Below are 26,553 nucleotides of genomic sequence, written 5' to 3'. Positions count from 1 at the left end.
CCAGCTCTCTCTTGGTGGGCGGGGTCAGGAGACGGCCTGGTGGAGGCGGTCCGCCTGCCGGTCCTTCAGCGGGCCGATGACGGACAGCGAGGGCCGTGCGCCCAGTACATCGCGGGCGACCTCGCGGACGTCGTCCGGGGTGACGCCCGCTATCCGCTCCAGCATCTCGTCGACGGACATCTGGCTGCCCCAGCACAGCTCGCTCTTGCCGATGCGGTGCATCAGGGCGCCGGGGTCCTCCAGGCCGAGGACGGTGGAGCCGCGGAGCTGGCCGATCGCACGCCGTATCTCGTCGTCGGTGAGTCCGTCGGACGCCACCTGGTCGAGCTGTTCGCGGCAGATGGCGAGGACGTCCTGCACCTGGGCGGGACGGCATCCGGCGTAGACGCCGAAGAGACCGCAGTCGGCGAAGCCGGAGGTGTACGAGTAGACGCTGTAGGCCAGGCCGCGCTTCTCGCGGACCTCCTGGAAGAGGCGGGAGCTCATCCCGCCGCCCAGGGCGGTGTTCAGGACGCCGAGGGCCCAGCGCCGGTCGTCGGTGCGCGACATGCCGGGCACGCCGAGGATGACATGGGCCTGTTCGGTGCGCCGGCTCAGGACCTCGACGCGGCCGCCGGTGCGCACGGTGCGGTTGCCCTCGCGCGGGGCGACGGGGGTGGCGTCGGTGCCGTCCAGGGCGCCGGCCCGTTCGAAGGCGCGGCGGACGAGGCGGACGACCTTGGCGTGGTCGACATTGCCGGCGGCGGTGACGACGAGGTGCGTGGGGTCGTAGTGCTTCTTGTAGAAGCGGCGGATGCGCGAGGTCGTCAGGGCGTTGACGGTGTCGACGGTGCCCAGTACGGGGCGGCCGAGGGGGGTGTCGCCGAGCAGGGTGTGCGCGAACAGGTCGTGCACGCAGTCGCCCGGGTCGTCCTCGGTCATCGCGATCTCTTCGAGGATCACCCCGCGCTCCGCCTCGACGTCCTCGTCGGCGATCAGCGAGCCGGTGAGCATGTCGCAGACCACGTCGATGGCGAGCGGCAGGTCGGCGTCGAGCACCCGGGCGTAGTAGCAGGTGTACTCCTTGGCGGTGAAGGCGTTCATCTCGCCGCCGACGGCGTCGATCGCCGCGGAGATGTCCAGGGCGTCGCGCCGCTCGGTGCCCTTGAAGAGCAGGTGCTCCAGGTAGTGGGTGGCGCCGTTGAGGGAGGGCGTCTCGTCGCGGGAGCCGACGTGCGCCCAGATGCCGAAGCTGACGGAGCGGACGGTCTGCAGGCTCTCGGTGACGATGCGCAGGCCGCCGGGGAGGGTGGTCCTGCGGACCGTTCCGGCGCCGCCTTCGCCCTTGAGGAGTGTTTGGGTACGGGCGACGGCCCGCCCCTCCGAAGAGGTGCGGGCCGTCGGCCGGTGCGCTCGCGACGTCACTTGGCGGCGGTGTCCTTCTTCTCGTCCGCGCCGTCCTCGTCCTCGATCACGGGGATCAGGGAGAGCTTGCCGCGCTGGTCGATCTCGGCGATCTCGACCTGGACCTTGGCGCCGACGCCGAGAACGTCCTCGACGTTCTCCACGCGCTTGCCGCCGGCCAGCTTGCGGATCTGCGAGATGTGCAGCAGGCCGTCCTTGCCCGGGAGCAGGGAGACGAACGCGCCGAAGGTCGTGGTCTTGACGACCGTGCCCAGGTAGCGCTCGCCGACCTCCGGCATGGTCGGGTTGGCGATGCCGTTGATCGTGGCGCGGGCGGCCTCGGCGGCCGGGCCGTCGGCGGCACCGATGTAGATGGTGCCGTCGTCCTCGATCGTGATGTCGGCGCCGGTGTCCTCCTGGATCTGGTTGATCATCTTGCCCTTGGGGCCGATGACCTCACCGATCTTGTCCACCGGGATCTTGACGGTGATGATCCGCGGGGCGTTCGGGGACATCTCGTCGGGGACGTCGATGGCCTCGTTCATCACGTCGAGGATGTGCAGGCGGGCGTCGCGGGCCTGCTTGAGGGCCGCGGCCAGCACGGACGCCGGGATGCCGTCCAGCTTGGTGTCGAGCTGGAGGGCGGTGACGAACTGCTTGGTGCCGGCGACCTTGAAGTCCATGTCGCCGAAGGCGTCCTCCGCACCGAGGATGTCGGTGAGGGTGACGTAGTGCGTCTCGCCGTCGATCTCCTGGGAGATCAGGCCCATGGCGATGCCCGCGACCGCGGCCTTCAGCGGCACACCCGCGTTGAGCAGCGACATCGTCGAGGCGCAGACCGAGCCCATGGACGTCGAGCCGTTGGAGCCGAGGGCCTCGGAGACCTGGCGGATCGCGTAGGGGAACTCCTCGCGGCTCGGCAGGACCGGGACCAGCGCGCGCTCGGCGAGCGCGCCGTGGCCGATCTCGCGGCGCTTGGGGGAGCCGACGCGGCCGGTCTCACCGGTGGAGTACGGCGGGAAGTTGTAGTTGTGCATGTAGCGCTTGCGGGTCACCGGGGAGAGGGTGTCCAGCTGCTGCTCCATGCGGAGCATGTTGAGGGTGGTGACGCCCAGGATCTGGGTCTCACCACGCTCGAACAGCGCGGAACCGTGGACCCGCGGGATGGCCTCGACCTCGGCGGCGAGCGTACGGATGTCCGTGACGCCGCGGCCGTCGATGCGCTTCTTCTCCTTGATGACGCGCTCGCGGACCAGGGTCTTGGTCAGCGCGCGGTACGCGGCGGAGATCTCCTTCTCGCGGCCCTCGAACTGCGGGAGCAGCTTCTCGGCGGCCAGCGCCTTGACGCGGTCCAGCTCGCCCTCGCGCTCCTGCTTGCCGGCGATGGTCAGCGCCTGGGCCAGCTCGTCGCGGACGGCGGCGGTCAGGGCCTCCAGGACGTCGTCCTGGAAGTCGAGGAAGATCGGGAACTCGCCGACCGGCTTGGCGGCCTTGGCGGCGAGGTCCGCCTGCGCCTTGCACAGGACCTTGATGAACGGCTTGGCGGCCTCCAGGCCGGCGGCGACGACCTCCTCGGTCGGGGCCTCGGCGCCGTCCTTGACCAGCTGGATGGTCTTCTCGGTGGCCTCGGCCTCGACCATCATGATCGCGACGTCGCCGTCGGGCAGCACCCGGCCGGCCACGACCATGTCGAAGACCGCGTCCTCCAGCTCGGTGTGGGTCGGGAAGGCGACCCACTGGCCCTTGATCAGGGCGACGCGGGTGCCGCCGATCGGGCCGGAGAACGGCAGGCCGGCCAGCTGGGTGGAGCAGGAGGCGGCGTTGATGGCGACCACGTCGTAGAGGTGGTCGGGGTTGAGCGCCATGATCGTCTCGACGATCTGGATCTCGTTGCGCAGGCCCTTCTTGAAGGAGGGGCGCAGCGGGCGGTCGATCAGGCGGCAGGTGAGGATCGCGTCCTCGGAGGGGCGGCCCTCACGCCGGAAGAAGGAGCCGGGGATCTTCCCGGCGGCGTACATCCGCTCCTCGACGTCCACGGTCAGCGGGAAGAAGTCCAGCTGGTCCTTGGGGTTCTTGGAGGCGGTGGTGGCCGACAGCACCATGGTGTCGTCGTCCAGGTACGCGACGGCGGAGCCGGCGGCCTGCTTGGCCAGGCGGCCCGTCTCGAAGCGGATGGTGCGGGTGCCGAAGGCGCCGTTGTCGATCACGGCCTCGGCGTAGTGGGTCTCGTTCTCCACCAGGAAAATCTCCTCGTCTGCGTCCGCTGCCCGTTTGGCAGGGACCGTCGTCGGCGGAGCGCCGGTACGGGCCGGTCTTCGATCGAAGCACCCGGAGACGTGCGCAGGGCGCGGTCCGTGATCCCGGGGGCCACTACCGAGGACCGGCGGCTGGGGGCGCTCCACCTCATGCGTTCTTGCGTTGTCGGCACCAGACTACAAAGCTTCCGGCCATCGCGCGGTGACACAGCGGTCCGGTGCGTACGGCAAAGGGAGCGGCCCCCGGCGGGAACCGCTCCCTTTACGGCGTGCTACTTGGCGCCCGCCGCGCCGCGGCGGATGCCCAGGCGCTCGACCAGCGCGCGGAAGCGCGTGATGTCCTTCTTCGCCAGGTACTGCAGCAGGCGGCGGCGCTGGCCGACCAGCAGCAGCAGACCACGGCGGGAGTGGTGGTCGTGCTTGTGGGTCTTGAGGTGCTCGGTCAGGTCCGAGATGCGGCGGGAGAGCAGCGCGACCTGGACCTCGGGGGAACCGGTGTCGCCCTCCTTGGTGGCGAACTCGGCCATGATCTGCTTCTTCGTTGCGGCGTCCAGCGACACGCGGTACTCCTTCGGGGTTCGTCGGCCCCCCAGCGCCCCTGGATCAGCTTCACAGGGGATCTTCGATGACTCGGTGGGCCGCCGACCAGCGTACCAGCCGCACGGCGGCCCACCGACCGGGTGGTCGGTGGGCCGCGGGGACGGGGGTGTCAGCCGGTGAGGCCGCGCACCGTCGCGTAGACGTCGAGCACCGCCAGGCACAGCGGCACCAGGGACAGCAGGACGAGGCCGTCGAAGATGTCGAAGACCCGGCCCCAGAAGGGGGTGACGCCCTTGCGCGGGACGATCAGGCCCACGCCGACCAGCAGGGCGGCGCCGGCCGCGATGCTGCCGGAGAACCAGACGGTGCGCACGTTGAGCGGCCCGGAATCGTCGAAGCGGGCCAGCTCGACGAGGATGTCGACGGGCGGGTGCAGAGTGATGCCCAGTACCAGCAGCACGACGGTGAGGATGCCGGCGACGGTGAGGCAGGCGATCTGCGCGGTGTAGTCGAACAGACGGGCGCGCAGCATGATCGTGATGCCGGAGGCGAGGGCCAGCAGCTGGGCCCAGCCGCTGTCGGAGAAGCCGAGGACGATGCCGGCGGAGCCGACGACGAGGGCGGAGCACCCGGCGACGAGGCCGAGCAGCAGCTCGTGGCCGCGGCGCGCCTGGTTGCCGATCTTGACGAAGTCGACGGACTCGGTCTCGCCGGGGCGCTCGCCGTCGTAGGAGCCCTTGGCGATCTGGTCGGGCGAGCGGTAGCCGATGGGCAGCCGGGCGAAGCGGGCGGAGAGTCCGGGCAGCCAGGCGACGAGGGCGATGCCGGCGACGGCGGTGACGGCGGCGACCTCGCGGGGCTCGGCGTCGGTGAGGATCGCGGCGAAGACGGCGAGGGTGCCGATGGCGGCGAGGAAGGCGGCCGCGACGAAGGGCGCGTCACCGCGGGGCAGCAGGACCACCAGCAGCGCGGAGGCGACCAGGACGGTCACACAGCCGACGAGGAGGTGCAGCCGTCCGGGGCCCATGCCGGCCTCGGCGGGGAAGATGCCGGACCCGGCGAGCAGCAGATGGGGCAGCGAGGCCAGGCCGAGCGCGATGGAGGAGTTGTGGTCGTCGTAGACGCGGGCGCGGACGCCGGCCAGGGCGACCAGGACGATGCCGGTGACACCGGCGATGATGCCGGGCAGGCGGTGCATGTCGCGGTCGGCGGGGTTCGAGAACCACAGGGCGAAGGCCATCATGACGAGCAGCAGCACGCCGGAGGTGAGGCCGAGGACGCTCATCAGGTCGTCGCTCCAGCGGTTGCGGTCGCGCTTGACCGCGGAGGCGACGGCGTCGGACACGTCGTCGAAGACCGGCAGGGGCAGTGACTCGGCGAACGGCTTGAGCAGGAGCAGGTCACCGTCGAGGATCCGCTGCTGGGCGAGGGACTGCCCGGCGTCGAGCACGGTGCCGTCGCGGCGTACGAGGTGGTAGCCGGTGGGGGCGCCCTCGGCCTGGGACTGGCCGGAGAGCCGCAGGATCTCCGGGTAGATGTCGACGAGTGCGACGTCCTCGGGCAGTGCCACATCGATCCGGGCGTCGGGCGCGGCGACCGTGACCCGGCAGAATCCGGTGCCTGTGCTCGTGCTCACCTGGCGGTTCCCCCTATCCGTTGGGTGTGTGTCGCGTGCGTGCCCCTATATATCCGTGAGGCCGCTCCGTCTTCGTGGGGCCGCTGTGACGAGGCCGCCGCTCCGGCCCTCCGCGGCCGCTCCGGCGGCCCCGCGGCACGCTCGCGGTGCGTCAGCGTACCGCCCGCCCGGGGCCCCTCCCCACCCAGGCCGCGGCTTGACCCGTAACAGTAGGATCAACGCCTGCGATGGGCCATGGACTTGGCTCGGGGGACCGTCGATACCAACGGGGGCGGTCCGAGTCTGCGAGATGCACGAAGGACTGATGCCTCGGTGAGCGTTGTCATCGTCAAGCGCCCGCCCCGCGCGCTACCACCCGAAGTGCCCGACCAGGAACTGGTCCTGGAGGCACCTCCCGAACTCCCCCGGGAGGGCGAGCAGGACAACCTCTTCATGACGCTGATGCCCATGATGGGCATGGCGTCCTCGGCGGCCTTCCTCTTCATGGGCGGTCAGCCGTTCATGAAGATCATGGGCGGCGTGATGGTGGTGTCGACACTGGCCATGGCGATCGTACAGATCGTCAAGACCCGGCAGGGGCCTTCCGGGCAGATGGTGCAGGAGCGCCAGGACTACCTCAAATACCTCGCCCAGAAGCGGAAGGAGGTACGGCGCACCGCCCGCAAGCAGCGCGACGCGCAGCTGTTCACCCACCCCGACCCGGCTCAGCTGTGGTCGGTGGTCGCCGAGGGCAAGCGGGTGTGGGAACGCCGGTCGGGCGACCCCGACTTCGCACAGGTGCGCCTGGGGCTGGGGCCGCAGCAGCTGGCGACGCCGCTGCGCGCCCCGGAGACCGCGCCGGTCGACGAGCTGGAGCCGCTGACCGCGCACGCGATGAAGGAGTTCCTCGACAAGCACGGTCATCTGGAGGACCTGCCGCTCGCGGTCTCGTTGCGCGCGTTCTACCACCTGACGGTCTCCGGTGACCCGGACACCGTCTACGGCGCCTCCCGGGCGATGCTCGCCCAGCTGTGCACCCTGCACTCCCCCGAGGACCTGGTGGTGGCGGTCGTCGCCTCGCCGGGCGCGCAGGCGGAGTGGGAGTGGACGAAGTGGCTGCCGCACGTCCAGGACAAGACCACCGACGGCGCGGGTACCCGCCGTCTGGTCGTCGGCGACCTCGGGGAGATCGAGGAGCTGCTGGCGGACGAGCTGGACAGCCGCGGGCGGTTCAACCCGCAGGGCCCGCCGGTGAGCGACACCCCGCACGTGGTGATCGTGCTGGACGCCGGCGAGGTGCCGGTGGACTCGGTGATCGCCGGCGCCGAGGGGCTCCAGGGCGTCACGATCGTCGAGATCGTGCCGGGTGACCTCGACGAGCTCCGCGGCGGTCTGGCCGTCCAGGTGTGGCCGGACAGGCTGGTGCTGGAGTCGGCGGGCGGCGCGGTCTACGAGGGGACCTGCGACACCCTGTCGGTCGCCGAGGCCGAGGCGCTGGCGCGTCAGCTCGCGCCGCTGCGGGCCGGGGCGGGCGCGGACGGCGAGGAGCCGCTGCTGTCGAACCTGGACTTCACCGACCTGATGAACATCGGTGACGCCGGTTCCGTCGACGTCTCGCGCACCTGGCGTCCGCGCACCCTGCACGAGCGGCTGCGGGTGCCGATCGGTGTCGACAAGGACGGCCAGCCCGTCATGCTCGACATCAAGGAGGCGTCGCAGGAGGGCATGGGCCCGCACGGCCTGTGCGTCGGCGCGACCGGTTCCGGCAAGTCCGAGGTGCTGCGCACGCTGGTGCTGGCGCTCGCGGTGACGCACTCCTCGGAGACCTTGAACTTCATCCTCGCGGACTTCAAGGGCGGCGCCACCTTCACGGGGATGGCGGACATGCCGCACGTCGCGGCCGTCATCACCAACCTCGCCGACGACGTCAGCCTCATCGACCGCATGCGCGACTCGATCACCGGTGAACTCCAGCGCCGCCAGGAGCTGCTGCGCTCCGCCGGCAACTACGCCAACATCACCGACTACGAGAAGGCACGCGCCGCGGGCGCCCCGCTGGACCCGCTGCCCTCGCTGGTGATGGTGCTCGACGAGTTCTCCGAGCTGCTGACCGCCAAGCCGGACTTCATCGACATGTTCATCCAGATCGGCCGCATCGGCCGTTCGATGGGTGTGCACATGCTGCTCGCCTCGCAGCGTCTGGAGGAGGGCAAGCTGCGCGGCCTGGACACGTTCCTGTCCTACCGGCTGGGTCTGCGGACGTTCTCCGCCGCCGAGTCGCGCACCGCGATCGGCGTGCCGGACGCCTACCACCTGCCGAACCTTCCCGGCTCCGGCATCCTCAAGTACGACACCGAGACGATGGTCCAGTTCAAGGCCGCGTACGTCTCCGGCCCCTACCGCGGCCCCGGTGCCGGCGGGGGCGGCGGGGGCCGCCGGACGAACCGCAGGCCGGTGCCGTTCACCGCCGCTCCGGTGGAGCAGCTCGTCGAGGAGATCCTCCCGGAGGAGCCGGCCGTCCCCCAGCAGGACGACGCGCTGGCCGACACCGTCCTCGACGTCATCGTGCAGCGGATGCAGGGCCAGGGCCCGCCGGCGCACCAGGTGTGGCTGCCGCCGCTGGACGAGCCGCCGACGGTCAACCAGCTGCTGCCGGCGCTCGCGGTGACGCCCGAGCGCGGGGTGCACGCGCCGGAGTACACGGCGCTCGGCAAGCTCGTGGTGCCGGTCGCGCTGGTGGACAAGCCGTTCGAGCAGCGGCGCGACGTGATGTACCTGGACTTCTCCGCCGGCGCGGGCCACGGCCTGGTCGTCGGTGGCCCGCAGTCCGGCAAGTCCACCCTCATCCGGTCCGCGATCACCTCGTTCGCGCTCACCCACACCCCGGCCGAGGTGCAGTTCTACTGCCTGGACTTCGGTGGCGGCGGCATGCTCGCCCTGGAGGACCTGCCGCACGTCGGTGGCGTCGCCTCCCGTCTGGACGCCGAGAAGGTGCGCCGTACGGTCGCCGAGGTCACCGGCATCCTCAACGAGCGGGAGGAGTTCTTCCGCGCCCACAGCATCGACTCCATCGGCACCTACCGCCAGCGGCGTGCCGCGGGCGCCTTCCCCGACCAGAAGTGGGGCGACGTCTTCCTCGTCATCGACGGCTGGGGGACGTTCAAGACCGACTACGAGCAGCTGGACCCGGTGATCCTGGACATCGCCGGACGCGGTCTCGGCTTCGGCGTCCACCTGATCATCGCCGGCTCGCGCTACACCGAGGTCCGTCCCGCCCTGCGCGACCAGCTCCTCAACCGCGTCGAGCTGCGGCTGGGCGACCCGATGGAGTCGGAGTTCGACCGCAAGCGCGCGGAGAACGTCCCGATGGGCCGCCCCGGCCGCGGTCTGTCGCCGGAGAAGCTGGACTTCCTGGCGGCGCTGCCCCGCCTCGACGGCGTCAGCGACCCGGAGACGCTGGCCGACGGCATGGCGAACCTGGTGCAGACGGTCCGGGAGCACTGGCAGGGCGAGCCCGCCCCGAAGGTGCGGATGCTCCCCACGATGCTGTACGCGACGGAGCTGCCGGGCGGCGGCGACCGTCCGGAGCACGGCATCGCGATCGGTGTCGACGAGACCACGCTGTCCCCGGCGTTCATCGACTTCGAGACCGACCCGCTGCTGGTGATCTACGGCGGCAGCGAGTCCGGCAAGTCGTCGCTGCTGCGCCTGCTGGCCAAGCAGATCGCCGAGCGGTACCCGACCGACAAGGCGCTGATGGTGGTCTCCGACTACCGCCGCGCGCTGCTCGGCGAGCTGCCCGACAGCCATGTCTACAAGTACTGCGCCGCCGGGCCGCAGCTCCAGGAGGTCATCTCGGGGCTGGCGGGTTCGCTGGGCCGCCGTATGCCGGGCCCGGACGTCACGCCGGAGCAGCTGCGCAACCGCAGCTGGTACGACCTGCCGGACGCGTTCGTCATCGTGGACGACTACGACCTGGTGGCCACCAGCAGCGGCAACCCGCTCCAGCCGCTGCTGGAGTACCTGCCGTTCGCCCGCGACCTCGGTCTGCGGCTGATCATCGCCCGGACCTCGTCGGGCGCCGGCCGCTCGTCGTTCGAGCCCGTGATGCAGCGGACCAAGGAACTCGGCGCGCAGGGCCTGATCCTCTCCGGCGACCCGGCGGAGGGCCCGCTGATGGGCAACATCAAGGCCCAGGAACTGACGCCCGGCCGCGCGCACTTCATCACGCGCAAGCGCGGCGCCCAGCTCGTCCAGACGGGCTGGCTGCCGCCGAGCGGCGGGTGACCCGCGACGGCGGAGCGTAGAGGTGGGGCGTCCCTTGGGGGGCGCCCCACCGTCGTTGGTGCCGCGCGGCTCAGCCGAAGGCGCCGTGCCGTCCCACGTCGGGGCCGGGACGGGACGGCGGGGCCTCCCCGGCCTCCTCCTTCTTCTCGCCGGTGCCGGGCTTCGCGAGGGGTGCGTGGTCGTCGGGGGGCGGAGGCGTACCGGTCCCCGCCTCCACCGGCGGCCCCGGGCGGACGGCGGCCGCGTCGGCGGCCGGGGCGCGGGCGCCCTTGGCGATCCCCGATCCGCCGGGTGTCCCGGGGTTCCGTCCGGCGTCCGGTGCGAACGGGTCCGTGCCGCGCCGTACTTCCGAGGCGGCCCATTCGCCGGTCAGGGGCGGCCGCCGGCCCGTGCCGCCGCCCTTGCCGCCGCGTTGGGCGAAGGCGCCGCCGAGTGCGTGGGCGAGCTGGCCCAGCGCCATCAGGCCGTACGCCATGTCCCGGCCGGCGCCGGACGCGTCGTCCGCCGGAGGGGTGTCGTGGCCGGTGTCGCCGGGGGGTGCGGCGGCCGCGGTCTCCAGGTCAGCGGCGGCCAGTTCGAAGACCGGCAGGGCCTCGTCCACGGACCGTCTGAGGCGGTGCCAGTCGGCGGCGAACGCCTCGCCCGCCGGCCCGTGCCAGTCGGCGGCCGCCGTCCTGCCCACCTGCCGGTCGAGTGCGCGGACCATCCCGTCGAGGTGGCCGCCCATCTCCCGCCAGCCGGCCGCCGCCCGCCGCAGGGCCTCCGGATCGCGCCGTTCCGTCACCGGGCCGCTCCCCGGATCGTCTCGGCGAGTTCCTCGTCGCCCGTCTCCGCCGACCGCGCGGTCTCCCTGATGCCCGCGCCGACCGCGGCGAGGCGGGTGCGCAGGTGGGCCAGGACCCGCTCGGCCTCCTCGTAGGTGTCCGCGTACGGGCGTGCCGTCCGTGCGTCGCCGAATCCGTCGCGCAGCGCCCCGGCGCCGGAGGTCCGGTCGAACGCGGTCAGCCGCCGTCCCAGTTCGTCCGCGTGTTTCTCGAAAGCCGCACCGAGCTTGTGCAGTTCCCCGGTACCGACCCGGACGTCATCGGACATCATTTCTCCCCGAATGGAATGACAGCGACCCGCAGAACATCTCACAGATGCGGCATCCCCGCAGGGGCCCGTACTCCGTCGCGAAACGGTATCCGGAATACGTACGGTCATTGCCCGGCAATACCGGCGACCGCCGCGCCGTACGGTGCGCATCCGTCATGAGATTCTTGACGCCCGCGCGGCGCGCGCGGTTGCCGTGCCACCACCTTGAGGGGGAAGAGATGAGCAGCGAGCGGCAGATCCAGGACGAGGACCTGATGGACGTCGCCCAGGACCAGGAGCAGGCGCACCGGCTGCGCAAGGCGCTCAAGGTCCTTGCGGAGAATCCCCATGTGGGCGGGCCCGTCCAGGAAATGGCCCGGGAGGTGCTGTCCGGGCGGATCGGGATGAAGGACGCCCTGCGGACGTCGGCGTACATGGACGCCCTCGGCGACCGGGTCAACGAGATCCGGCGGGCCGCGGAGAACCAGACGGCGGCCGAGCGGGAGGCGTCGCGCGAGCAGTTCGCCGCCTGGCAGAAGCAGCAGGAGGAGCAGGAGGACCGCGAGCGCGCCGAGCGCGACGGCCCCAGCGGCGCCCTCGTCACCGGACCCCGCCACGGACGGGGCGGCGCCGGCCACCGCCGCTGAGCGCGCGGAAGGGACGGATCGGCCCCTTCCGTATCCGTCCGCCGGAGCACAGGAACGGGAACCGCGGAAGTACCGCGCCGTTATCGGTCCGCTTTTCTCACGTCGCATCCCCTTTTCCTCCGCTTCCGGAATGGCGGAACTTCCCGGATTCTCCGGGGAACTCCGGGAGTTCTTTCTCCTTTCGGGGATTCCGCGCACCGCGCCGGTCCGGCGGGTCTCCGGCCTTTCCCCCGTCCCGTTCGTACGGCGCGCCGCCCGTTGGTGCCGGCGGCCCGTGTCCCGGTTCCGGAACAGCCGCCCCCGCGGAGCGGTCAGGCGTGCGACGGACCTTAGGATCGGCGCGACGGACGCAGGAATGCATGAGGGTGAGGGCGGATTTTCATGGGGGACGAGGAAGTCATGGACGCCTCGGGCGGGAAAGGCGCCGGCGCACGCGCTCATGCGCCGCATCCGTACGTGGGCGGCCGCGGCGCCGTGCTCCGGGCGCTCGCGGCCTGGCGGATGAGCTGGCCCGGCGCGCCGCGGGTGGTCGCGCTCACCGGGTCCCCGGGCAGCGGGCGCTCGCGGCTGGTGACCGGCTTCCTGATGCTGTGCGACCCGGAGTACCGCCGGCGGCTGCCGCTGGACGCGCTGGACCCGGCGACCGTCCCCCCGGACCTCCCGCCGCCCGCCGTGCCCTCCCCCGCGGGCCTGACCGCCGCGCAGCTGCTGTGGACCCTCGCCGACCACTTCGGCCTGCGGGCCACCCGCGCCGAGGACGTCTTCACCGAACTGGCCGCCTTCGAGGAGCCCCCGGTGGTCGTGGTGCCGGACGTCGACACCGCGGGCCCGGTGCGCGCGGCCGGCGAACCCGCCCGCCTCGTACGCGATGTCCTCGTCCCGCTGGCCGCCACCGGTACCGTCCGGCTGCTGGCCGATGTCCCGCGCGAGCTGGCCGCCGGCCTCGTGGCGTCGCTGCCGGACGGCCAGGCCCAGGTCATCGATCTCGACGCGCCCGAGTGGGCGGACCCCGAGGGTCTTGTCCTGCACGCGGAGACCGCCCTCGACCCGGCGCTCGGCGCACCGGAGCTGCCGTTCACCACCGATCCCCGAAGCCGTCACGCGCTCGCCGGGGCGCTGGCCGCGCGGGCGGCGGGGAACCGGCTGACGCTCCAGCTCGCGGTGCAGTCGCTGCTGATGTGCCCCGACGGCTTCGACCCGTCGGACCCGGCCGCGCTGCCGGGCAGCGTCGGCGAGGCACTCGATCTGCACGCCCGCAGACTGGGCGCCGATCCCCGGGAACTGCGGCTGATGCTCGCGCCGCTGGCCTTCGCGGAGGGCGAGGGATTGCCCGTCGCGTTCTGGGGCCGGCTGGCGAACGCCGTCGCCGGACGGGACATGAGCCGGACCCTCGCCGACGGGATGCTGCTGGCGGCTCCCTTCGTCCAGCCGGTGGAGCGGACGGACCCGGACGACGGGCCGGACGAGGACGGCCCCTCGCTGCTGCGGCTGCTGCACCCCGGGCTGGCCGAGGAGATCCGCGCCTCCCTGCCCGACGCGAGGGGCGCCCAGACGCGGATCGCGATGGCGCTGCTGGAGGCGGTGCCCGACCAGGACTGGTCCCGGGCCGACCCGTACGTCCGCGACCGGCTCGCCGCGCACACCCTCGACGCGGGGCTGCTGCCCCAGCTCCTCACCGACCCGGGCCTGTTCGTCCACGCCGATCCGGTGCCGCTGCGTGCCGCCGTCGAGGCCGTTCCCGCCGGGAGTCTGGGCGCACCGGCCCGTACGTATCTGCGGACCGCTCCCCTGCTCACCCGTACCCGGGCGGCGGCCGGCATGCGGGCGGCCCTGCTGGAGACCGCGTTCGTCGAGGACGGCCTGCCGCCGTACGCCGAGGCGCTGCACGGTCTGGGGCTGGAACTGCCGTGGCGCACCCTGTGGAGCGTGCCGCTCTCCGGGGCGGGCGCCGTCACCGTGGGATCGGTGCCCGCGCCGGACGGTGCCTCCGGGACACCCGTCGTGTCGGTCCTCGTCCCGGAGGGCACGCCGGGTTCCCGGCCGCTGCCCGGTTCCGGGGCCGTCCTGCTGCACCATCTGCGGCAGCCCTCGTACCTCGACGCCGATCCGTCGGCGGTACGGATGCCCTCGGACGCGGTGCGCGAGGCGGCGCCGTTCGCGCTGAGCCGGGGCGCCGACTATCTGCGGGTGTGGTCCCGGGAGAGCGGGCAGGTCGTCGCCGCCCTGGTCTCCGACACCCGGCTCACCGGCGCCGACCTCTCCCCCGACGGCGTGCTCGTCACCGTCACCGCGCGCGGTGTGACCGCCCGGCAGATCACCGCGCCCGCCCCCGCCGTACCGGCCCATGTCGCCACCGTCCCCGGCCCCGAAGGAGACCACTCGTGATCACCCAGGCGCAGGCCCGTGCCACCGCCGACCGCTGGCTCAACCCCGAGGGGCACCAGGGCCCGCCGCGCGAGGTGGCCATGGAGGAGTTCGACCTCGGCTGGGTGGTGTGGGCGGTCCCGCCGCCCCCGGAGGCCGGCGCCGGAGCCCAGCGGCGGCCGCCGGCCGAGATCGGCGCGGCCTGCGCCGTCGTCGACCGCGCGTCCGGGGAGCTGTCGGTGTGGCCGTCGGTCCCCGTCGACGAGGTCGTACGGATGTACCGGCGCGAGCACGGCGCGGACGGCGGGCAGCCGGTCACCGGCCCCGGCAACACCGCCGTGGCCACCTACGACGACCCCGCCACCGGCGAGGAGACCAATCTGGTCCGGGTCTCCGCCCCCGGTCTCCCGCCCGTCGAGTACCAACTCGCCGACGCCCTGCGCGAGTCGGGGGTACGCGGCGAGGACGTCCGGGCCGTCCACACCGATCTGCGGCCCGCGCTGCTGCCCGGCGGCTACACCGGCGACTTCGTCTTCCGCGCCTTCCCCCGCGCGTCGTTCTCCTGCACCGAGGGCTACGGCATGCGGCCGGAGGAGCGCGCCGAGGGCGTGGCCGGACTGCAACGGCATGTGGAGGCGATGTACCGGGCGGCGGGCCGCCAGGCGCCGCCGGTGCCGCACCGGGCGCCGGTACCGCGGCAGGTCACGGCCGCCGGACCGCTGTCCGACTCGGACCTCGGGCAGCAGCTGGCCGAGGTCTTCGGCCCGGAGGGGGTGCTCCGGCCGGACGCCGGGGCCGTCGCGGCGACCGCGCTGCCCGAGGCCGCCGCTGCGACGCTCACCACGGCCGGACTGCCCGTACAGGTCCCGTACTTCTTCATGGCGGACCGTCAGGACGCGCCCCCGGCCGGCGGCCTGTTCACCGACGCCGCCACGCATCTGCGCGCGATCGGCACCGAGGCGGGCGACGGGGCGCTGGACACCCTCGCGGGTCATGTACGGATCGGCAGTGACGGCCTGTACGTGATCACGGTCCAGTGCGCGGCTCCGGCGGACAACCAGGGGCTGGTCGGCACCGTCTGGGCCGTCCAGCCGTCCTCGGGCGGCGGCCGCTTCGTCAACCGTACGCTCGCCGCTCACCTTCGTTGTCTGCTGCTCCTCACCACCACCCGCCGCGAGATGCGCGGGATGTCCCCCGAGGCGGCGGGCGCCGCGGTGGCCGCCTTCCAGGAGCGTCTGGCGGCCCTCGACTCCTGGGCCCTGGACGACGAGAACAACTGGTGGTCCCTGATCGTCGAGCAGATGTGGCACGGGCTGTTCTGAGGGACGGGCGGGGCGTCCGGGTCCGGGCCGCCCCGCCCTCCGGCGGCCCGGCGACGCGTCAGGGCAGCAGCAGCCAGTCGGCCGCCAGCGCCGCCGCGAGCCCGATCCCCAGCAGCCAGGTGCCGAGCCGGGTACGGCCGTGCCGGCTCAGCTCGATCACGATCCCGCACAGCACCAGCGCGGCCCCGTACACCCCGACCACCAGCACGGACGTCCGGCTCGCCAGCCGCACCACGAGCAACGACGCCATCACGGCCATCACGACCGACGCCAGCACGATGCGCACCCGCCGCGCCTGCCGAGGCGTCATTCCCTCCGGCACCTCGTCCTGGAGGGACTGCTCACCGCCTGCTGCATCCATGAACCGAGATGCTACGGGACCGTGATCGCCACCGTCCCGGAAAGCGTCCTGAACTTCACCGTCGGGGGCTCGGGCTCTTGAAGCGCCGGGCGTGGCACTGGCCACCTGTCTTCGTCACAGCACTGGGGTCCACACCGGACGGGTTGTGGACCCCAGTTTCCCTTGAGGACCGGGCCGTCATCTCACGACGGCCCGGCCCGCCCGCGGGCTACTGCCGCGGCGGCTGAGCCGTAGGGGGAGGCGGATAGCCGCCGGGGCCGCCGGGCTGCTGGTACGGGTTGGGCGGCGGTGCGCCGTACCCGGGACCGGCCGGGCCGCCGCCCCCGTAACCCACGGGAGCGCCGAGGCCGCCTCCGGGCGGCGGGCCGTTGCGCCGCCCCTTGCGCCGCACCGCCACCACGATGGCCACGATGACGGCCACGACGAAGAGGCCGGCGCCCGCCACCAGCGCGATGAACAGCGGGCTCATACCGGGCTTCTCCACGGCCTGCGAGGAGCCGCCCTTACCGTCCGCCCCCTCGGAGCCCGCACCGCCCGCGGACGGCGAGGGCTGCGTCTCCGGCATCGTCAACGGCCCGTTCCTGGGCCCCGCCGGAATGTCCCTGGTGAGCGCCGCGAGCGGCTGGATGAATCCGTAACCGTACTTCTCGTCGGGAAGCGGCGTCCCCTTGGCGGAATCGGGAAGACCGGCCGACTTGGTCAGCCGGTTGACGATCTGCCCGGCGGTGAGGTCGGGGAACTTCTCGCGCAGAAGGGCGGCGGCGGCGGAGACGTAGGCGGTGGCGTCGGAGGTGCCGGTGCCTTTTTGGTAGAGGGAGCTGCCGCTGCTGCCGGCGGAGACGATGTCGACACCGGGAGCGCTGAGCAGAACCTGCCGCCCGTAGTTGGAACCGGACCAGATTTCGCCCGTGTTCCTGACGGCGCCGACGGCGACTACGCCCGGATACCGGGCCGGGTACTGAATCGCGTTCTCGCCGCCGTTGCCGTCGTTTCCTGCTCCCGCCACGATCAATACATCATGCTTCACGGCATAAGAGATCGCGTCGAGTTCTCCGTCTCCGGACGACCCCGTCTGAGAGATGTTGATGACCGAGGCGCCCTTGTCCACGGCATAACGGATGGACCTGCTGAAGCCGTCGCCACGCAGGCCCTTGTCACGGATCGGGAGGATCTTGGCATCCGGAGCCAGTCCCTTGACTCCCGCTGCCGCCCCGGAGCCGTGCCCATGAGCGGCGATGATCGAGGCCATCTGGGTGCCGTGGGTGTCCCCGTCCTTCGGCTCGGCCTGGTCTCCCCCGTCGATGAAGTCCTTGCCCGGAAGAACATTTCCCTGCAGGTCCTGATGCCGGGAGTTGACCCCGTCATCGATGACGGCGACCGTGACTCCCTTGCCGGTGGAGACTTTCCAGATCTCCTCGGCCTTGAAGGATTGGAGAGGCCACTGGGCGTCCCGAATCTGATCGGCCGAAGCGACCGGCGCGGCGCCGAAGAGCAGCGCTCCCGCCACGACCGCGCCGCCGACTGCACGCAGCGTCCGCGTGAAGCTCATGCTGTTACACCTCTCCGAACGGACGGGGTCCACAGCCCAGAGAGCAGCGGACCCCGTTCCCTCACAACCGAATCGCGGACGACAGGTTCCTACTCGATGACCTTCGGAGCAACGTTACGCTCCGTCGCCCAGGTCTCCTCGTCCTCGACGAGGTAGTCCGGGCGCTCACCGTTCTGCCGCTTGTCCTTGCTCTTGGCGGCGTGCGCACCGTGTGCGCCCGGCATGCCGGTGGGGCGCCGGCCACCGGCACCGGCACCGGCCTGGGCGCCACCTCGGCTGCGGTGCAGACCCGAGCCGCCCTGCGCGGCGCCACTGGCCTTGCCGCTGCCGGCACCGATGACGCCGCCCTTCTGGCGAGCCAGCGCACCGCTCTTGACTCCCGCGGTGCCTTTTGCTCCCGCGCCCTTGGCCGCCCCCGCGGCGCCTCCCATTCCAGGCATGCCGGGCCGGCCGCCACGTGCGCCGGCCCCCGCGCCCGCTCCGGAACCCGTTCCCCCGCCGATGCCCGGTCCAGCACCCACCTTGCGTCCTCCGGCACCGATCCCGCCGGCCGGCGGGATAGCGCCGCCGGGACCGGACAGTCCACCGCCTCCGATGCCGCCGCCAGGGCCGATGCCCCCTGCGGGACCGGTGTTCAGCGAGCCGCCGGCACCGCCGCCGATACCCAGGCCTCCGCTGAGGCTGGTGCCGGCACCGGCCGCGCCCCCCGTTCCGGGAGTGGAATGGAAGCCGTCAAGTCCGGTGCCGATGTGCGGCGCCGGCGTTCCGGGCACGGGCCGGGCGGAGCCGATTCCTCCGCTGATGCCCGGGGTGGTCGGCGTGTTGGGAGATTTGATTCCTCCGGCGGAAAGGCCCGGCCCCTTGCCCATTCCTGCGAGCGACGGCGGGCCCACCTTGTGGGTCCCCGAAGAACCGACCGGCATGGGCATGGCGATGGGCGCAGGCGGGTCACCTGCCGGAGGACCGGGATAGTCCTCGGAAGTACCGACGTTCCTCCGCCACGTCCCCATCGACTTGGCCTGCGACACATAGGCCGCGCCCAGCTGCTCCATCTTGACGGCCATGCGCAGCTGCTGTTCCTTGCCGGCGGACAGGCTGTCACTGTTGTTGTCGAGCGCCTGCTGGGTCGTCATGTGCGGATTGCCGAGGTCGCGCTTGAGGCCGGAGTCGTCGCGTGATCCGCCGTCCTGGAGCCAGTTCACCGCCTTGTTCATGGTGCTGGGCTTTTCCATCGACTCGATCTCGGGCTTGAGCTGCTCCAGCACCTTGGCGGCATTGCTCATCGCGGTCGAGGTGTAATCGGCGTACAGAGCCCCGTCCGCGATCTTCTTGCTGATCTTCTGGGCCTGGGCTTTGAACTTGTCGGCAGCGCTCCCGTGCCAGTGCTGGAGAACCTCTTCGATGGCTGCGTCGAAGGCACCCTTGATGCCTCCGCCCCGGCCGCCGACGAGCTGGTCGTGCACGTCCTTCCAGCCCCGCGAGACATTGTGGACCTCACCGGGGTTGGCCGCCTTGACCATCGCCTTCATGGTGTCCATGTCCATACTGGCGAAGTTGGTCTCGTGCTCGGCTCTATAGCACATTGTCGCCGGGATGTACTCGTACCCGCCGTCGCCACTGCTCACGATTCAATTCCCCCTTTTGTTCTTCCGCACTGATTCCACAGCCGCCGCACCGTCGCCGTACTGCCGCACGATCACGCGCCGGACATGTTCGTCGAGGTCTCGACTTCCTGGTTCTGATAATTCCCGTGCACCTTACGCGTCTTGGTGCCGAACTCGTCCACGACGCTGTGGAGGTGCTTCACGACTTCCTCGATGTGCACCTTCATCTTCTCGTGCGCCTCAGTCAGCTTCCGTGCCTCGGTGAACGTGGCGCCGGGGGCGTCGGCGCCCAGTGCGTTGCGTGAGAGCGAGGTCTTGTAGCGGGCGTCCGAGTTGGCGTTGCCGAGGTCCTTCAGGATGCCGTTGAGCTTCCTGATGGTGTCCTCAAGAGCACTCAGATCAACGCGGTATTGCTCACCCATGAATTGACTCCCCGTGTGTGTGGAAACCGTTCTTGCGGCGCCAGTCGCGGACGGCGACCGAGGTGCCGACGACCATCGCGACCGCCAGGACCCCGCCTCCCACAATGTAGAGGGCGAACCGTGTGCGCCGTTCTTCGGTGCTTTCGCCGAGGGTGAGGGAAGCGGGCTGGATGCTGCTGCCATCGGCGGAGGTGACCGGCTTGTCCGGCTTGGGCGCGGCGGTGGGCACGGTGTCGTCCTTGAGGGCGGCCACCGGGTCGACGACACCCCAGCCGATGTTGTGGTCCGGGCCGCGGCGCACCCGTTCCGCGGTCTGTTCGAGGTGCCAGATGAGCTGCTGCGGCGTCCAGGTCTTGTGGTGCGCCTTGAGGAGGGCCGCGGCCCCGGCGGCGTACGGCGCGGCGAAGCTGGTGCCCTGGTCGACGCAGTTGCCGCCCTTGGGGACCGTGGAGACCATGTCGACGCCGGGGGCGGCGAGCGAGACGAAGGCGCCGGCCTGGGAGAACGGCGCGCGCTCGTTGTTGCGGTCGGAGGCGGCGACGGCGAGGACGTTGGTGAACTCGCCGGTGAACGCGGCGGGGTAGGTGTTCTGCTCCTCGCCGCTGGCGCCGGAGTTGCCCGCCGAGGCGACGATCAGGATGCCCTTGTCCTCGGCCTTCTTGACGGCCAGCTTCAGGGAGGGCAGCAGCGAGGGGTCCGCGTTGGTGCCCTGGGAGATGTTGATGATGTCGACGTCGGCGGCGACGGCGTCGTTGATGGCCTTGGCGAGACTGTCCGCGGTGCCCGGTTTCTCCTGGTCCGTCTGCTGGAACGGGATGACCTTGGCGCCGGGCGCGATGCCGTGGAAGCCGGAGGTGGCCCGGGGCTGCGCGGCGATGATGCCGGCGACCTTGGTGCCGTGGCCCACCCGGTCGTCGGTGGGGTTGCCGTCCTTGACGTACGTCTTGCCGCCGGCGCCGATCGCGGGGCGGATCTGGGCGTTGCCCGCGTCGATGCCGGTGTCGATCACGGCGACGCGGATGCCCTCGCCCTCGCCGTACGCCCACATCTGCTTGGTCAGCAGGCGTTGCAGGGACCAGGGGGTTTCCTTGATGTCCTCGGTGTTGAACCTGCACTGCCCGTCGTTGAGCGGCACGTTCTCGTCCGCTGCGGCCGGGGTGGCGGCGGCGCAGGACAGGGCGGCGGCGCACACCGCCGTCGTCAGTGCGCCCGCCGCGCGGCGGCGCCCCGTTCGGTGGCCAATGACGCGGGATCCCACGGGTGGTCTGCTCTCCCTGTGTGGCGGAATGGGCGGAAGCGAGGTGCGGGGAGGGTGGAGCGTCGGACGTCCGGTGTGGGGGAACGCGGGGGCGGAGGTCCGTGGTGCGGCGGGGACGCCGTGAGGGGGTGGCGGACGGCAGAAGGGCGAGCGCACTGTGGGTGCGCCCGCCCTCATCGGCCGCTGTGCGGGCCGTTCGGGCCGCTCAGCCGGTGCCGTCCGTAACGTGGTGCCGACGCGGGGTCAGGCGCCCCAGATACCGGCGTTCTTGTGCTCGGTGCTCTGGTAGTTCTGCGCGGCGGTGTCCAGCGCCTTGGCGATGGCCTCCAGGGTCTGCTGGAGCGAGGCGGCCCGCTGGTCCCACTCGCGCTGGCGGGCCTGGTAGCCCTCCTGCGCCGCGCCTTCCCAGCTGGCGGCGATCCGCTTGACGCCCGCCTCCAGGTCGTCGAGCTGGGTGCGGATGTTGTTGGCCGTCTGGCGCACGTCGCTGGACGCCTGGGTGATCGTCGCGAAATTGACGAGGATCTGTCCGTTGGACATGGTGTCTCCTCAGGGAGTTGATGGGGTCCTGATCGATTCACGGACCGCGGTGGGGCGGCGGGACCTGCCCGTCCGCCGTACCGCGGCGGTGGGTGCCGGGCGCCGCCGGGCGGCGGCGCGGACCCCTCATCCGAACGGGGACGCCTGCGCGGAGACCTGCGACATCGACTGGGCCTGCTCCTCTTCGGACGCCACGTAGTTCTTCGTGGTCGCGTCGATCGCTTCCTTGATCTCGGCGAGGAGCTGGTTGATGCGGTTCGCGTCGTCGTTCACCTGCGTCTGCAGCTGGTGGTACGAGGTGGCCGCGGCGCCCTTCCAGCCGGAGGTGATGCTCTCGACGACCGTGTTCAGGCGTCGGATCTCCCCCTGGATCGACTGGTTGACCGTGGAGATCTTGCCGCTGAACGCGACCATCTCCTCTTCGGTGGTTGTGAACTGACCAGCCATGGTCAACGTCCCCCATGAGACTCGTACGTCGTGCCGCGTACGCCGGAGCGTGACGCGGTTGGCATCTCCTGTTGACGCCTTCGGCCACTTTAACCACTCCGCACCCCGGCCCCCAACAGAGGGGATCGGGCATTGCGACGGGATCACCACATCGTCAACTGAACGTTGCGGAAATGTTGTTGGGCCGAATCGGACACATGCGATTCTATCGGTTCAGAGAGTTTCCGCTCAAGAATGTTGCCGCGGTACCCCTGTGCGACGGAACGACTTCTTTCGCCGTACCGTGCGGATCACTGCCGTGCGGGAGATCGCTAACGGCCGCAAAAGCCGCCGGGGACCGTGCGGGCGGGCCGCGCATTTCCGGCCCGCCCCCGCTCCGGGTCAGGAGGTCTGCGTCTTCTTGGCGCTGTCGACATCCAGCGCCGGCCCCTCCGACAGGAGCTCGGACCACGCCTTGAGGATCGTCGGGGCGTGCACGCCCTTGTAGCCGAGGCGGACGGCCGTCTGGTTCGTCTCCTTCTCGGCGTTGCCCGCCTTGTGGGCGCTGTCGTTGTTGACCGGGACGGAGTAGCGCAGGCCGGTGTCGGTCACCAGGAACAGCGAGCCGGTCTTCTGGGCGGGCGTGCTGACCTGCTGGTAGAGCAGGCCGCTGCCCGGGGTGACGTAGGAGCTGGCGCCGTCGGCGACCTTGGCGGGGTAGTCCTTGCCGACCCAGGTCTGCATGTCCGGGACGCCGTTGGGGTAGCCCAGGGCCTTGCCCGCCTCGCCCGCGTACTGGGTACTGGTGCCGCGGTAGACGCTGCACGTCACACCGCTCGCCGTACGGCCGGCCAGGCCGCCGGCCCCCGCCTCCCTGCCGAAGTCGTTGGCCATCCGCACGGCCTCGGTCGGCCAGGGCATGGGGTAGTCGGTGGTCGGGACGGTGCCGAGGAACTGGACCGGCCGCCCGTCGGCGTCCTTCATCGGGTCGATGGCCGCGGTGGAGACCCCGACAGGCTCCAGCTTGTCGCCGTCCTGGTGCAGGTCCCGGGCGTTCTGGCCCTCCAGCAGCAGCTTGGCCACGAAGTCGGACACCTGCTGGACGCCCTCGGCGAGCACGACGTACTTCTGCCCGCTGCCGCGGACCTCCAGGACCTGGCCGATGGTGTTGTACTTCTCCGGCACGCCCTTGGCGTGGCTCTTGCCGCCCGCGCCGGGGACCGTCGGCATGAAGATCGGGACGGGGCTCTGGATGAGGGTGCTCATCCACTGGTCGGTGACGTCCTGCGGCTCGGTCTCACCGAAGACGACCCGGCGCAGGATCTCGTCGGTGGCGGCCTTGCCCTGCTTGGGGCGCATCCCCTGGAAGGCGGAGTCGAACCGGAAGGCGATGCCGTTCTGGTCGACCAGCCACCGCTCGCCCTTCTGGTCGCGGACGTAGAGGGCCTCGTGCAGGTCCAGCTTGCCCTTGCCCTCGACGAGCTGCTTGTCCTTGCCGCCGAGGACGAACACGACCTGCTGGGCCTTGGTGTTCCTGCCGCTGCCGGGGCGGTCGCACACCGCCCACACCTTCGCCGCGCCGGCGTCCTTGGCGGTGGGCAGCCTGTCGGGCGCGTACGGAATTCCGACGGCCGGGCCGTGCGGGATCTTTCCGTCGAGTTCTTCTTCCTTGACGTTGACGACGTTGAACTTGTCCGGGTCGAGAAGGAGGCGCGCCGAGGCAAGATTCAGGACGGGGTGGAGGAGTTTCTCCTTCTTGCCGTCCTTCTTGCTCTCCAGGACGACATAGCGCGTCGTGGACTTGTCACCCACGATGACGTTCTTCGCGGGATCGTCCCAACCCTTGGGAGCGACCGGCTTGATGATCCCGCAGGCACCGAATCCGACGAGTATCACCACGCCCGTCAGAATGCTCGGCAACACGGCCTTGAGGGGCCTGGGAGCACTCTCGATCGAGCCGTTCGGCAGCGGCTTCAAGAAAGCCGCATTCGTACGCTTCCGCGCGAACGAATACGCATTCAGCTCGTCCCGACGTGATGCCATTGTCGCTTTCTCTCCCCGCGTGTCCGATCAACCGTCGACCGCCCCCGGCGCACACGCCGCAGCGCCCTCTACTATGCCGTGTGTCGATCGCCCCGTACGGTACGGGGGCCACCTTCCCACGCACCAGTCTCAGCGGCGGTTGATACACCCAGAGGCACAATCAGTAGAGGAGCAGGCCGGGGGATGTCCAGCGCCACCAGGGCTCGACGCCGCAACGGACGGCATCAACAGCAACAGTCGTCCGGTGCTCCACAGAATGCGGGAATTGGTCAAAACGGCACAGTTCCGGGTAATGAAGGAAATGGGCTCAGCAGTTCGACGGAACGTCAGTCCGGGCCCGTGGTACCGCGACTGCGCCCCCAGGCCGGGAACATCGGCGGAATCCGCGTCCAGCAGCTGGCCATCATCGAGGTCGCCGCGGCCCTCGTCCTGGTGGGCTGGGCGGTCCATCCCGTCGCACTGATCGCCGCCGCCGTGGCGGCCGTCGTCCTCGTCCTCCTCGCGGTGGGCAGGCGGCGGCGCATCCCCCTGCCGGAATGGATCACCGCGGTACGGGCGATGAAGCGCCGCGGGAAGTCCGCCGACCCCTCCGCCACCCAGGGCGTCGATCCGGCGTTCGCCCCGGTCGTCGAGTGCGACCCGGCGCTGCGCACCTACGAGTACACCGACGCCGAGCAGCGCGCCGTCGGGTTCGTCGGCGACGGGACGTTCCTGACCGCGCTCGTCCAGATCGAGGCCCGGGACGAGCCGCTGCGCCCGCACAGCGGCAGCCGCATGCTGCCGCTCGACACCCTGCACACCGCGCTGGACGTGGAGGACATCCACCTCGAATCCGTGCAGTACGTGCAGTACACCCAGCCCGCGCCCGCCCCGCACCTGCCCGAACAGGCCGTCGCCGCCCGCTCGTACGCGCCGCTCCAGGCGCAGTCGCAGACCCCGGCCGTCCAGCTGACCTGGATCGCCCTCAAGCTCGACCCCGAGCTGTGCGCCGAGGCCGTCGAGGCCCGTGGCGGCGGGATGGACGGCGCCAAGCGGTCGCTGCTGCGCGCCGCCGACCAGCTCGTCAGCCGGCTCACCGCGCACGGGGTGCGCGCCCGGGTGCTGGACGAACGTGAGGTGGTGGCGGCGATCGCCACCGCGGTGTGCGTCAGCCCGCGCGCCGCCAACGGGGCGATGGGCCGCGGCGGATCGGGCCGCCGCACCCAGGAGACCATCCGCGCCTGGCGCTGCGACGACCGCTGGCACTCGACGTACTGGATCGGCCGCTGGCCCCAACTCGGCGAGGGCGGCGCCCCGTTGGCGGCCGTCACCCAGCTGCTGACGAGCACCGCGGCGATGGCGAGCACCTTCGCGCTGACCGCCTCGCACGGCGGCGGCCGCGCCCCCGCGATCTCCGGCTACGTCCGGCTGTCGACCCGCAGCGAGAACGAACTCTCCGCGGCCCACGCCGAGCTGGAGCGCCGCTCCGGCGCGGCGAAGGTCGGCCTGGTACGGCTCGACCGCGAGCAGCTCCCCGGCATCCTCGCCACGCTCCCCCTCGGAGGTACCCGCTGATGGCCGCTCCCGCCTCCCGGTCCCAGGCCCCCGCCGGCGAGGTCCGGCGCAGCGCCCCCGTCGTCGGCGGGCAGGTCCCCGCGGGCGGCCGCAGGCCCTCGCACCAGCCGCGTCCCGACGAACTCCAGCCGGGGGCCTCGGTCCCGAGGCCGCGGCCCGGCTTCGGGCTGCGCGGGCCGCGCCGCAGCCCGCATCTGCTGCCCCCGGGGGCGCTGTCGTCGCTGACGCTTCCGGTCGGCGACGACGGTGTGGTCATCGGCGTCGACCCGCAGAACCAGCCCGCCGTCCTGAGCGTGGTGCGCCCCGCGCCGCTGGAGATCGTGCTGGTCGGCGGTCTGTGGATGGCGCAGGTGCTGGCGCTGCGCACGGTCGCGACCGGCGCGCGGGTCGCGGTGGAGACCGCGCGCCCGCCGGCCTGGGCGCGGATGGCGCAGGCCGCGGGCGGCGGTCAGCAGTGCGTGTCGGTCCACGAGGTGCGCCAGATCGCGCCGCAGGGCCCGTCGGTCTCCAGCCCGGTGCTGGTCGTACGGGACATCGGCGCGCGTCCGCCGCGCAATCAGCTCGCGCCCGGACCCTGGCAGTCGGTACTGACGGTGCTGCCGTTCCTCGGCCCGAAGTCGCCGCGGCTGCTCGCCCGGGCCGATCTGGTGGGCCTTCAGCGGCTGTCGCCCGAGGAGGCGGAGGCCGTCACCCGGGTCATGCGGCTGCCGGAGCAGGTCGGCGCGGTGCTGCCGACGCTGAGCGACAACGCGATGCTGTGGTGCACCCGGGAGAACCATCAGTTCGTCATGACGCAGCCCACGGAGGCGGAGACGAACCTGCTGGGCGGCCCCCGCCGGATGGACTGAGGCGGCGCCGGCGGGCGCGCCCGTGAGCGCGTCCGCCGGTGTGCCGGACGGGCCCGGAAGACGACACGACGTCGACTGCCGTTCGGGGCCGACTCTTGATTAGGCTGTATGAGGAGCCGCGGAAGCACCTCGCCACGGCAGCCGGAACGGGGACGGAGACCGTTAATGTTGGCGCAATCCCGGGTGATGTCTTCCGACTTCCGCTCCATCCGATCGATCCGCCTGTATCCGGTCCTGCCGTTCAGGTGCGTTGCAGTAGGCCAGGAGGCACAGTGAACGAGCAGGAGGCTTTCCGTCGGGACGGGAACGAACCTGACGACGACCAGTCCGAATTCGATATGACCGGCGAATTCAAGATCGATTTCGCCGCTCCGGCCTGGTACGCGAGCAATGACACCGGCGGGGGCGCGAAGCCTCCTTCCGGGGATTCTCCCGCGTCGTCCGCCGCCGCGCCGGGGCAG

At 71.5% G+C, this 26,553-nt stretch carries 21 protein-coding genes; 7 read left to right on the top strand and 14 right to left on the bottom strand.

Features of this window, described 5'->3' with window-relative positions:
* Positions 1-24 precede the first annotated feature (24 nt).
* The 4 genes from AC51EU_RS05345 to eccD form a co-directional block, all read right to left on the bottom strand.
* Positions 25-1,404 (bottom strand): M16 family metallopeptidase, encoded by a 1,380-nt coding sequence (locus AC51EU_RS05345; protein WP_496265476.1) that lies wholly within the window; start codon positions 1,402-1,404, stop codon positions 25-27.
* Complete coding sequence (locus tag AC51EU_RS05340; RefSeq protein ID WP_496265475.1) at positions 1,401-3,620, bottom strand: polyribonucleotide nucleotidyltransferase; 2,220 nt, start codon at positions 3,618-3,620, stop codon at positions 1,401-1,403. The genes AC51EU_RS05345 and AC51EU_RS05340 overlap by 4 nt, the downstream gene beginning before the upstream one ends.
* Before the next feature lie 290 nt (positions 3,621-3,910).
* Positions 3,911-4,198: a 30S ribosomal protein S15 gene (gene rpsO, locus AC51EU_RS05335; RefSeq protein ID WP_030414166.1), complete on the bottom strand. Its 288-nt coding sequence runs from the start codon at positions 4,196-4,198 to the stop codon at positions 3,911-3,913.
* A gap of 149 nt (positions 4,199-4,347) precedes the next feature.
* Positions 4,348-5,814 (bottom strand): type VII secretion integral membrane protein EccD, encoded by a 1,467-nt coding sequence (gene eccD, locus AC51EU_RS05330; protein ID WP_496265474.1) that lies wholly within the window; start codon positions 5,812-5,814, stop codon positions 4,348-4,350.
* Positions 5,815-6,126: 312 nt separating this feature from the next.
* Here eccD and eccCa point away from each other — a divergent pair, with 312 nt between their 5' ends.
* Positions 6,127-10,080 carry a type VII secretion protein EccCa gene (gene eccCa / locus AC51EU_RS05325; protein WP_496265473.1) on the top strand — a complete coding sequence of 1,318 codons (3,954 nt, stop codon included), beginning with the start codon at positions 6,127-6,129 and terminating at the stop codon, positions 10,078-10,080.
* A gap of 70 nt (positions 10,081-10,150) precedes the next feature.
* Here eccCa and AC51EU_RS05320 read toward each other — a convergent pair whose 3' ends face one another.
* Positions 10,151-10,864 carry a WXG100 family type VII secretion target gene (locus AC51EU_RS05320; protein ID WP_496265472.1) on the bottom strand — a complete coding sequence of 238 codons (714 nt, stop codon included), beginning with the start codon at positions 10,862-10,864 and terminating at the stop codon, positions 10,151-10,153.
* Entirely contained in the window at positions 10,861-11,172 is a 312-nt protein-coding gene (locus AC51EU_RS05315) for a hypothetical protein (RefSeq protein ID WP_496265471.1), read from the bottom strand. Before AC51EU_RS05315 ends, AC51EU_RS05320 begins: the two co-directional genes overlap by 4 nt.
* A gap of 221 nt (positions 11,173-11,393) precedes the next feature.
* Between AC51EU_RS05315 and AC51EU_RS05310 the strand changes: the two genes are divergently transcribed.
* The 3 genes from AC51EU_RS05310 (at position 11,394) to AC51EU_RS05300 (ending at position 15,487) form a co-directional block, all read left to right on the top strand.
* Positions 11,394-11,801, top strand: a complete 408-nt coding sequence (locus tag AC51EU_RS05310) for a hypothetical protein (RefSeq protein WP_496265470.1) — start codon at positions 11,394-11,396, stop codon at positions 11,799-11,801.
* Positions 11,802-12,182: 381 nt separating this feature from the next.
* Positions 12,183-14,186, top strand: a complete 2,004-nt coding sequence (locus tag AC51EU_RS05305) for a thioesterase domain-containing protein (protein WP_496265469.1) — start codon at positions 12,183-12,185, stop codon at positions 14,184-14,186.
* The gene (locus AC51EU_RS05300) at positions 14,183-15,487 is read left to right on the top strand and encodes an SUKH-4 family immunity protein (protein WP_496265468.1); all 1,305 of its coding nucleotides are present in this window, start codon (positions 14,183-14,185) and stop codon (positions 15,485-15,487) included. The genes AC51EU_RS05305 and AC51EU_RS05300 overlap by 4 nt, the downstream gene beginning before the upstream one ends.
* Positions 15,488-15,545: 58 nt before the next feature.
* Here AC51EU_RS05300 and AC51EU_RS05295 read toward each other — a convergent pair whose 3' ends face one another.
* The 8 genes from AC51EU_RS05295 to AC51EU_RS05260 form a co-directional block, all read right to left on the bottom strand.
* Complete coding sequence (locus tag AC51EU_RS05295) at positions 15,546-15,848, bottom strand: hypothetical protein (RefSeq protein WP_496265467.1); 303 nt, start codon at positions 15,846-15,848, stop codon at positions 15,546-15,548.
* 208 nt (positions 15,849-16,056) lie between these two features.
* Entirely contained in the window at positions 16,057-17,397 is a 1,341-nt protein-coding gene (gene mycP / locus AC51EU_RS05290; RefSeq protein ID WP_496265466.1) for a type VII secretion-associated serine protease mycosin, read from the bottom strand.
* Between the two features lie 89 nt (positions 17,398-17,486).
* Positions 17,487-19,022, bottom strand: a complete 1,536-nt coding sequence (locus tag AC51EU_RS05285) for a hypothetical protein (RefSeq protein ID WP_496265465.1) — start codon at positions 19,020-19,022, stop codon at positions 17,487-17,489.
* Between the two features lie 71 nt (positions 19,023-19,093).
* Entirely contained in the window at positions 19,094-19,423 is a 330-nt protein-coding gene (locus tag AC51EU_RS05280; RefSeq protein WP_496265464.1) for a hypothetical protein, read from the bottom strand.
* Entirely contained in the window at positions 19,416-20,681 is a 1,266-nt protein-coding gene (mycP, locus tag AC51EU_RS05275) for a type VII secretion-associated serine protease mycosin (RefSeq protein WP_496265463.1), read from the bottom strand. The genes AC51EU_RS05280 and mycP (AC51EU_RS05275) overlap by 8 nt, the downstream gene beginning before the upstream one ends.
* A 243-nt stretch (positions 20,682-20,924) precedes the next feature.
* Complete coding sequence (locus AC51EU_RS05270; RefSeq protein ID WP_496265462.1) at positions 20,925-21,221, bottom strand: WXG100 family type VII secretion target; 297 nt, start codon at positions 21,219-21,221, stop codon at positions 20,925-20,927.
* A gap of 126 nt (positions 21,222-21,347) precedes the next feature.
* Positions 21,348-21,668 carry a WXG100 family type VII secretion target gene (locus AC51EU_RS05265; protein WP_496265461.1) on the bottom strand — a complete coding sequence of 107 codons (321 nt, stop codon included), beginning with the start codon at positions 21,666-21,668 and terminating at the stop codon, positions 21,348-21,350.
* A 381-nt stretch (positions 21,669-22,049) separates the two neighbouring features.
* Positions 22,050-23,690: a type VII secretion protein EccB gene (locus tag AC51EU_RS05260; protein WP_496265460.1), complete on the bottom strand. Its 1,641-nt coding sequence runs from the start codon at positions 23,688-23,690 to the stop codon at positions 22,050-22,052.
* 339 nt (positions 23,691-24,029) lie between these two features.
* Between AC51EU_RS05260 and eccE the strand changes: the two genes are divergently transcribed.
* The 3 genes from eccE to AC51EU_RS05245 form a co-directional block, all read left to right on the top strand.
* The gene (gene eccE / locus AC51EU_RS05255) at positions 24,030-25,244 is read left to right on the top strand and encodes a type VII secretion protein EccE (protein WP_496265459.1); all 1,215 of its coding nucleotides are present in this window, start codon (positions 24,030-24,032) and stop codon (positions 25,242-25,244) included.
* Positions 25,244-26,092: a hypothetical protein gene (locus tag AC51EU_RS05250; RefSeq protein WP_496265458.1), complete on the top strand. Its 849-nt coding sequence runs from the start codon at positions 25,244-25,246 to the stop codon at positions 26,090-26,092. Before eccE ends, AC51EU_RS05250 begins: the two co-directional genes overlap by 1 nt.
* 272 nt (positions 26,093-26,364) lie before the next feature.
* Positions 26,365-26,553, top strand: a 189-nt coding sequence (locus AC51EU_RS05245; protein ID WP_496265457.1) for an SCO5717 family growth-regulating ATPase, incomplete at its 3' end; no start/stop codon positions are given.

It is taken from the genome of Candidatus Streptomyces philanthi, from assembly GCF_059553635.1.
The sequence above is the reverse complement of the archived record's forward strand: the minus strand, read 5'-3'. Positions and strand labels throughout refer to the sequence as shown.

What these genes read in the sequence shown, in the direction of transcription:
- AC51EU_RS05315 (WP_496265471.1), bottom strand. Translation starts at nt 11,172, where the DNA reads ATGTCCGATGACGTCCGGGTCGGTACCGGGGAACTGCACAAGCTCGGT.
- AC51EU_RS05310 (WP_496265470.1), top strand. Translation starts at nt 11,394, where the DNA reads ATGAGCAGCGAGCGGCAGATCCAGGACGAGGACCTGATGGACGTCGCC.
- AC51EU_RS05305 (WP_496265469.1), top strand. Translation starts at nt 12,183, where the DNA reads ATGGGGGACGAGGAAGTCATGGACGCCTCGGGCGGGAAAGGCGCCGGC.
- AC51EU_RS05295 (WP_496265467.1), bottom strand. Translation starts at nt 15,848, where the DNA reads ATGGATGCAGCAGGCGGTGAGCAGTCCCTCCAGGACGAGGTGCCGGAG.
- mycP (WP_496265466.1), bottom strand. Translation starts at nt 17,397, where the DNA reads ATGAGCTTCACGCGGACGCTGCGTGCAGTCGGCGGCGCGGTCGTGGCG.
- AC51EU_RS05280 (WP_496265464.1), bottom strand. Translation starts at nt 19,423, where the DNA reads ATGGGTGAGCAATACCGCGTTGATCTGAGTGCTCTTGAGGACACCATC.
- AC51EU_RS05270 (WP_496265462.1), bottom strand. Translation starts at nt 21,221, where the DNA reads ATGTCCAACGGACAGATCCTCGTCAATTTCGCGACGATCACCCAGGCG.
- AC51EU_RS05265 (WP_496265461.1), bottom strand. Translation starts at nt 21,668, where the DNA reads ATGGCTGGTCAGTTCACAACCACCGAAGAGGAGATGGTCGCGTTCAGC.
- AC51EU_RS05260 (WP_496265460.1), bottom strand. Translation starts at nt 23,690, where the DNA reads ATGGCATCACGTCGGGACGAGCTGAATGCGTATTCGTTCGCGCGGAAG.
- AC51EU_RS05250 (WP_496265458.1), top strand. Translation starts at nt 25,244, where the DNA reads ATGGCCGCTCCCGCCTCCCGGTCCCAGGCCCCCGCCGGCGAGGTCCGG.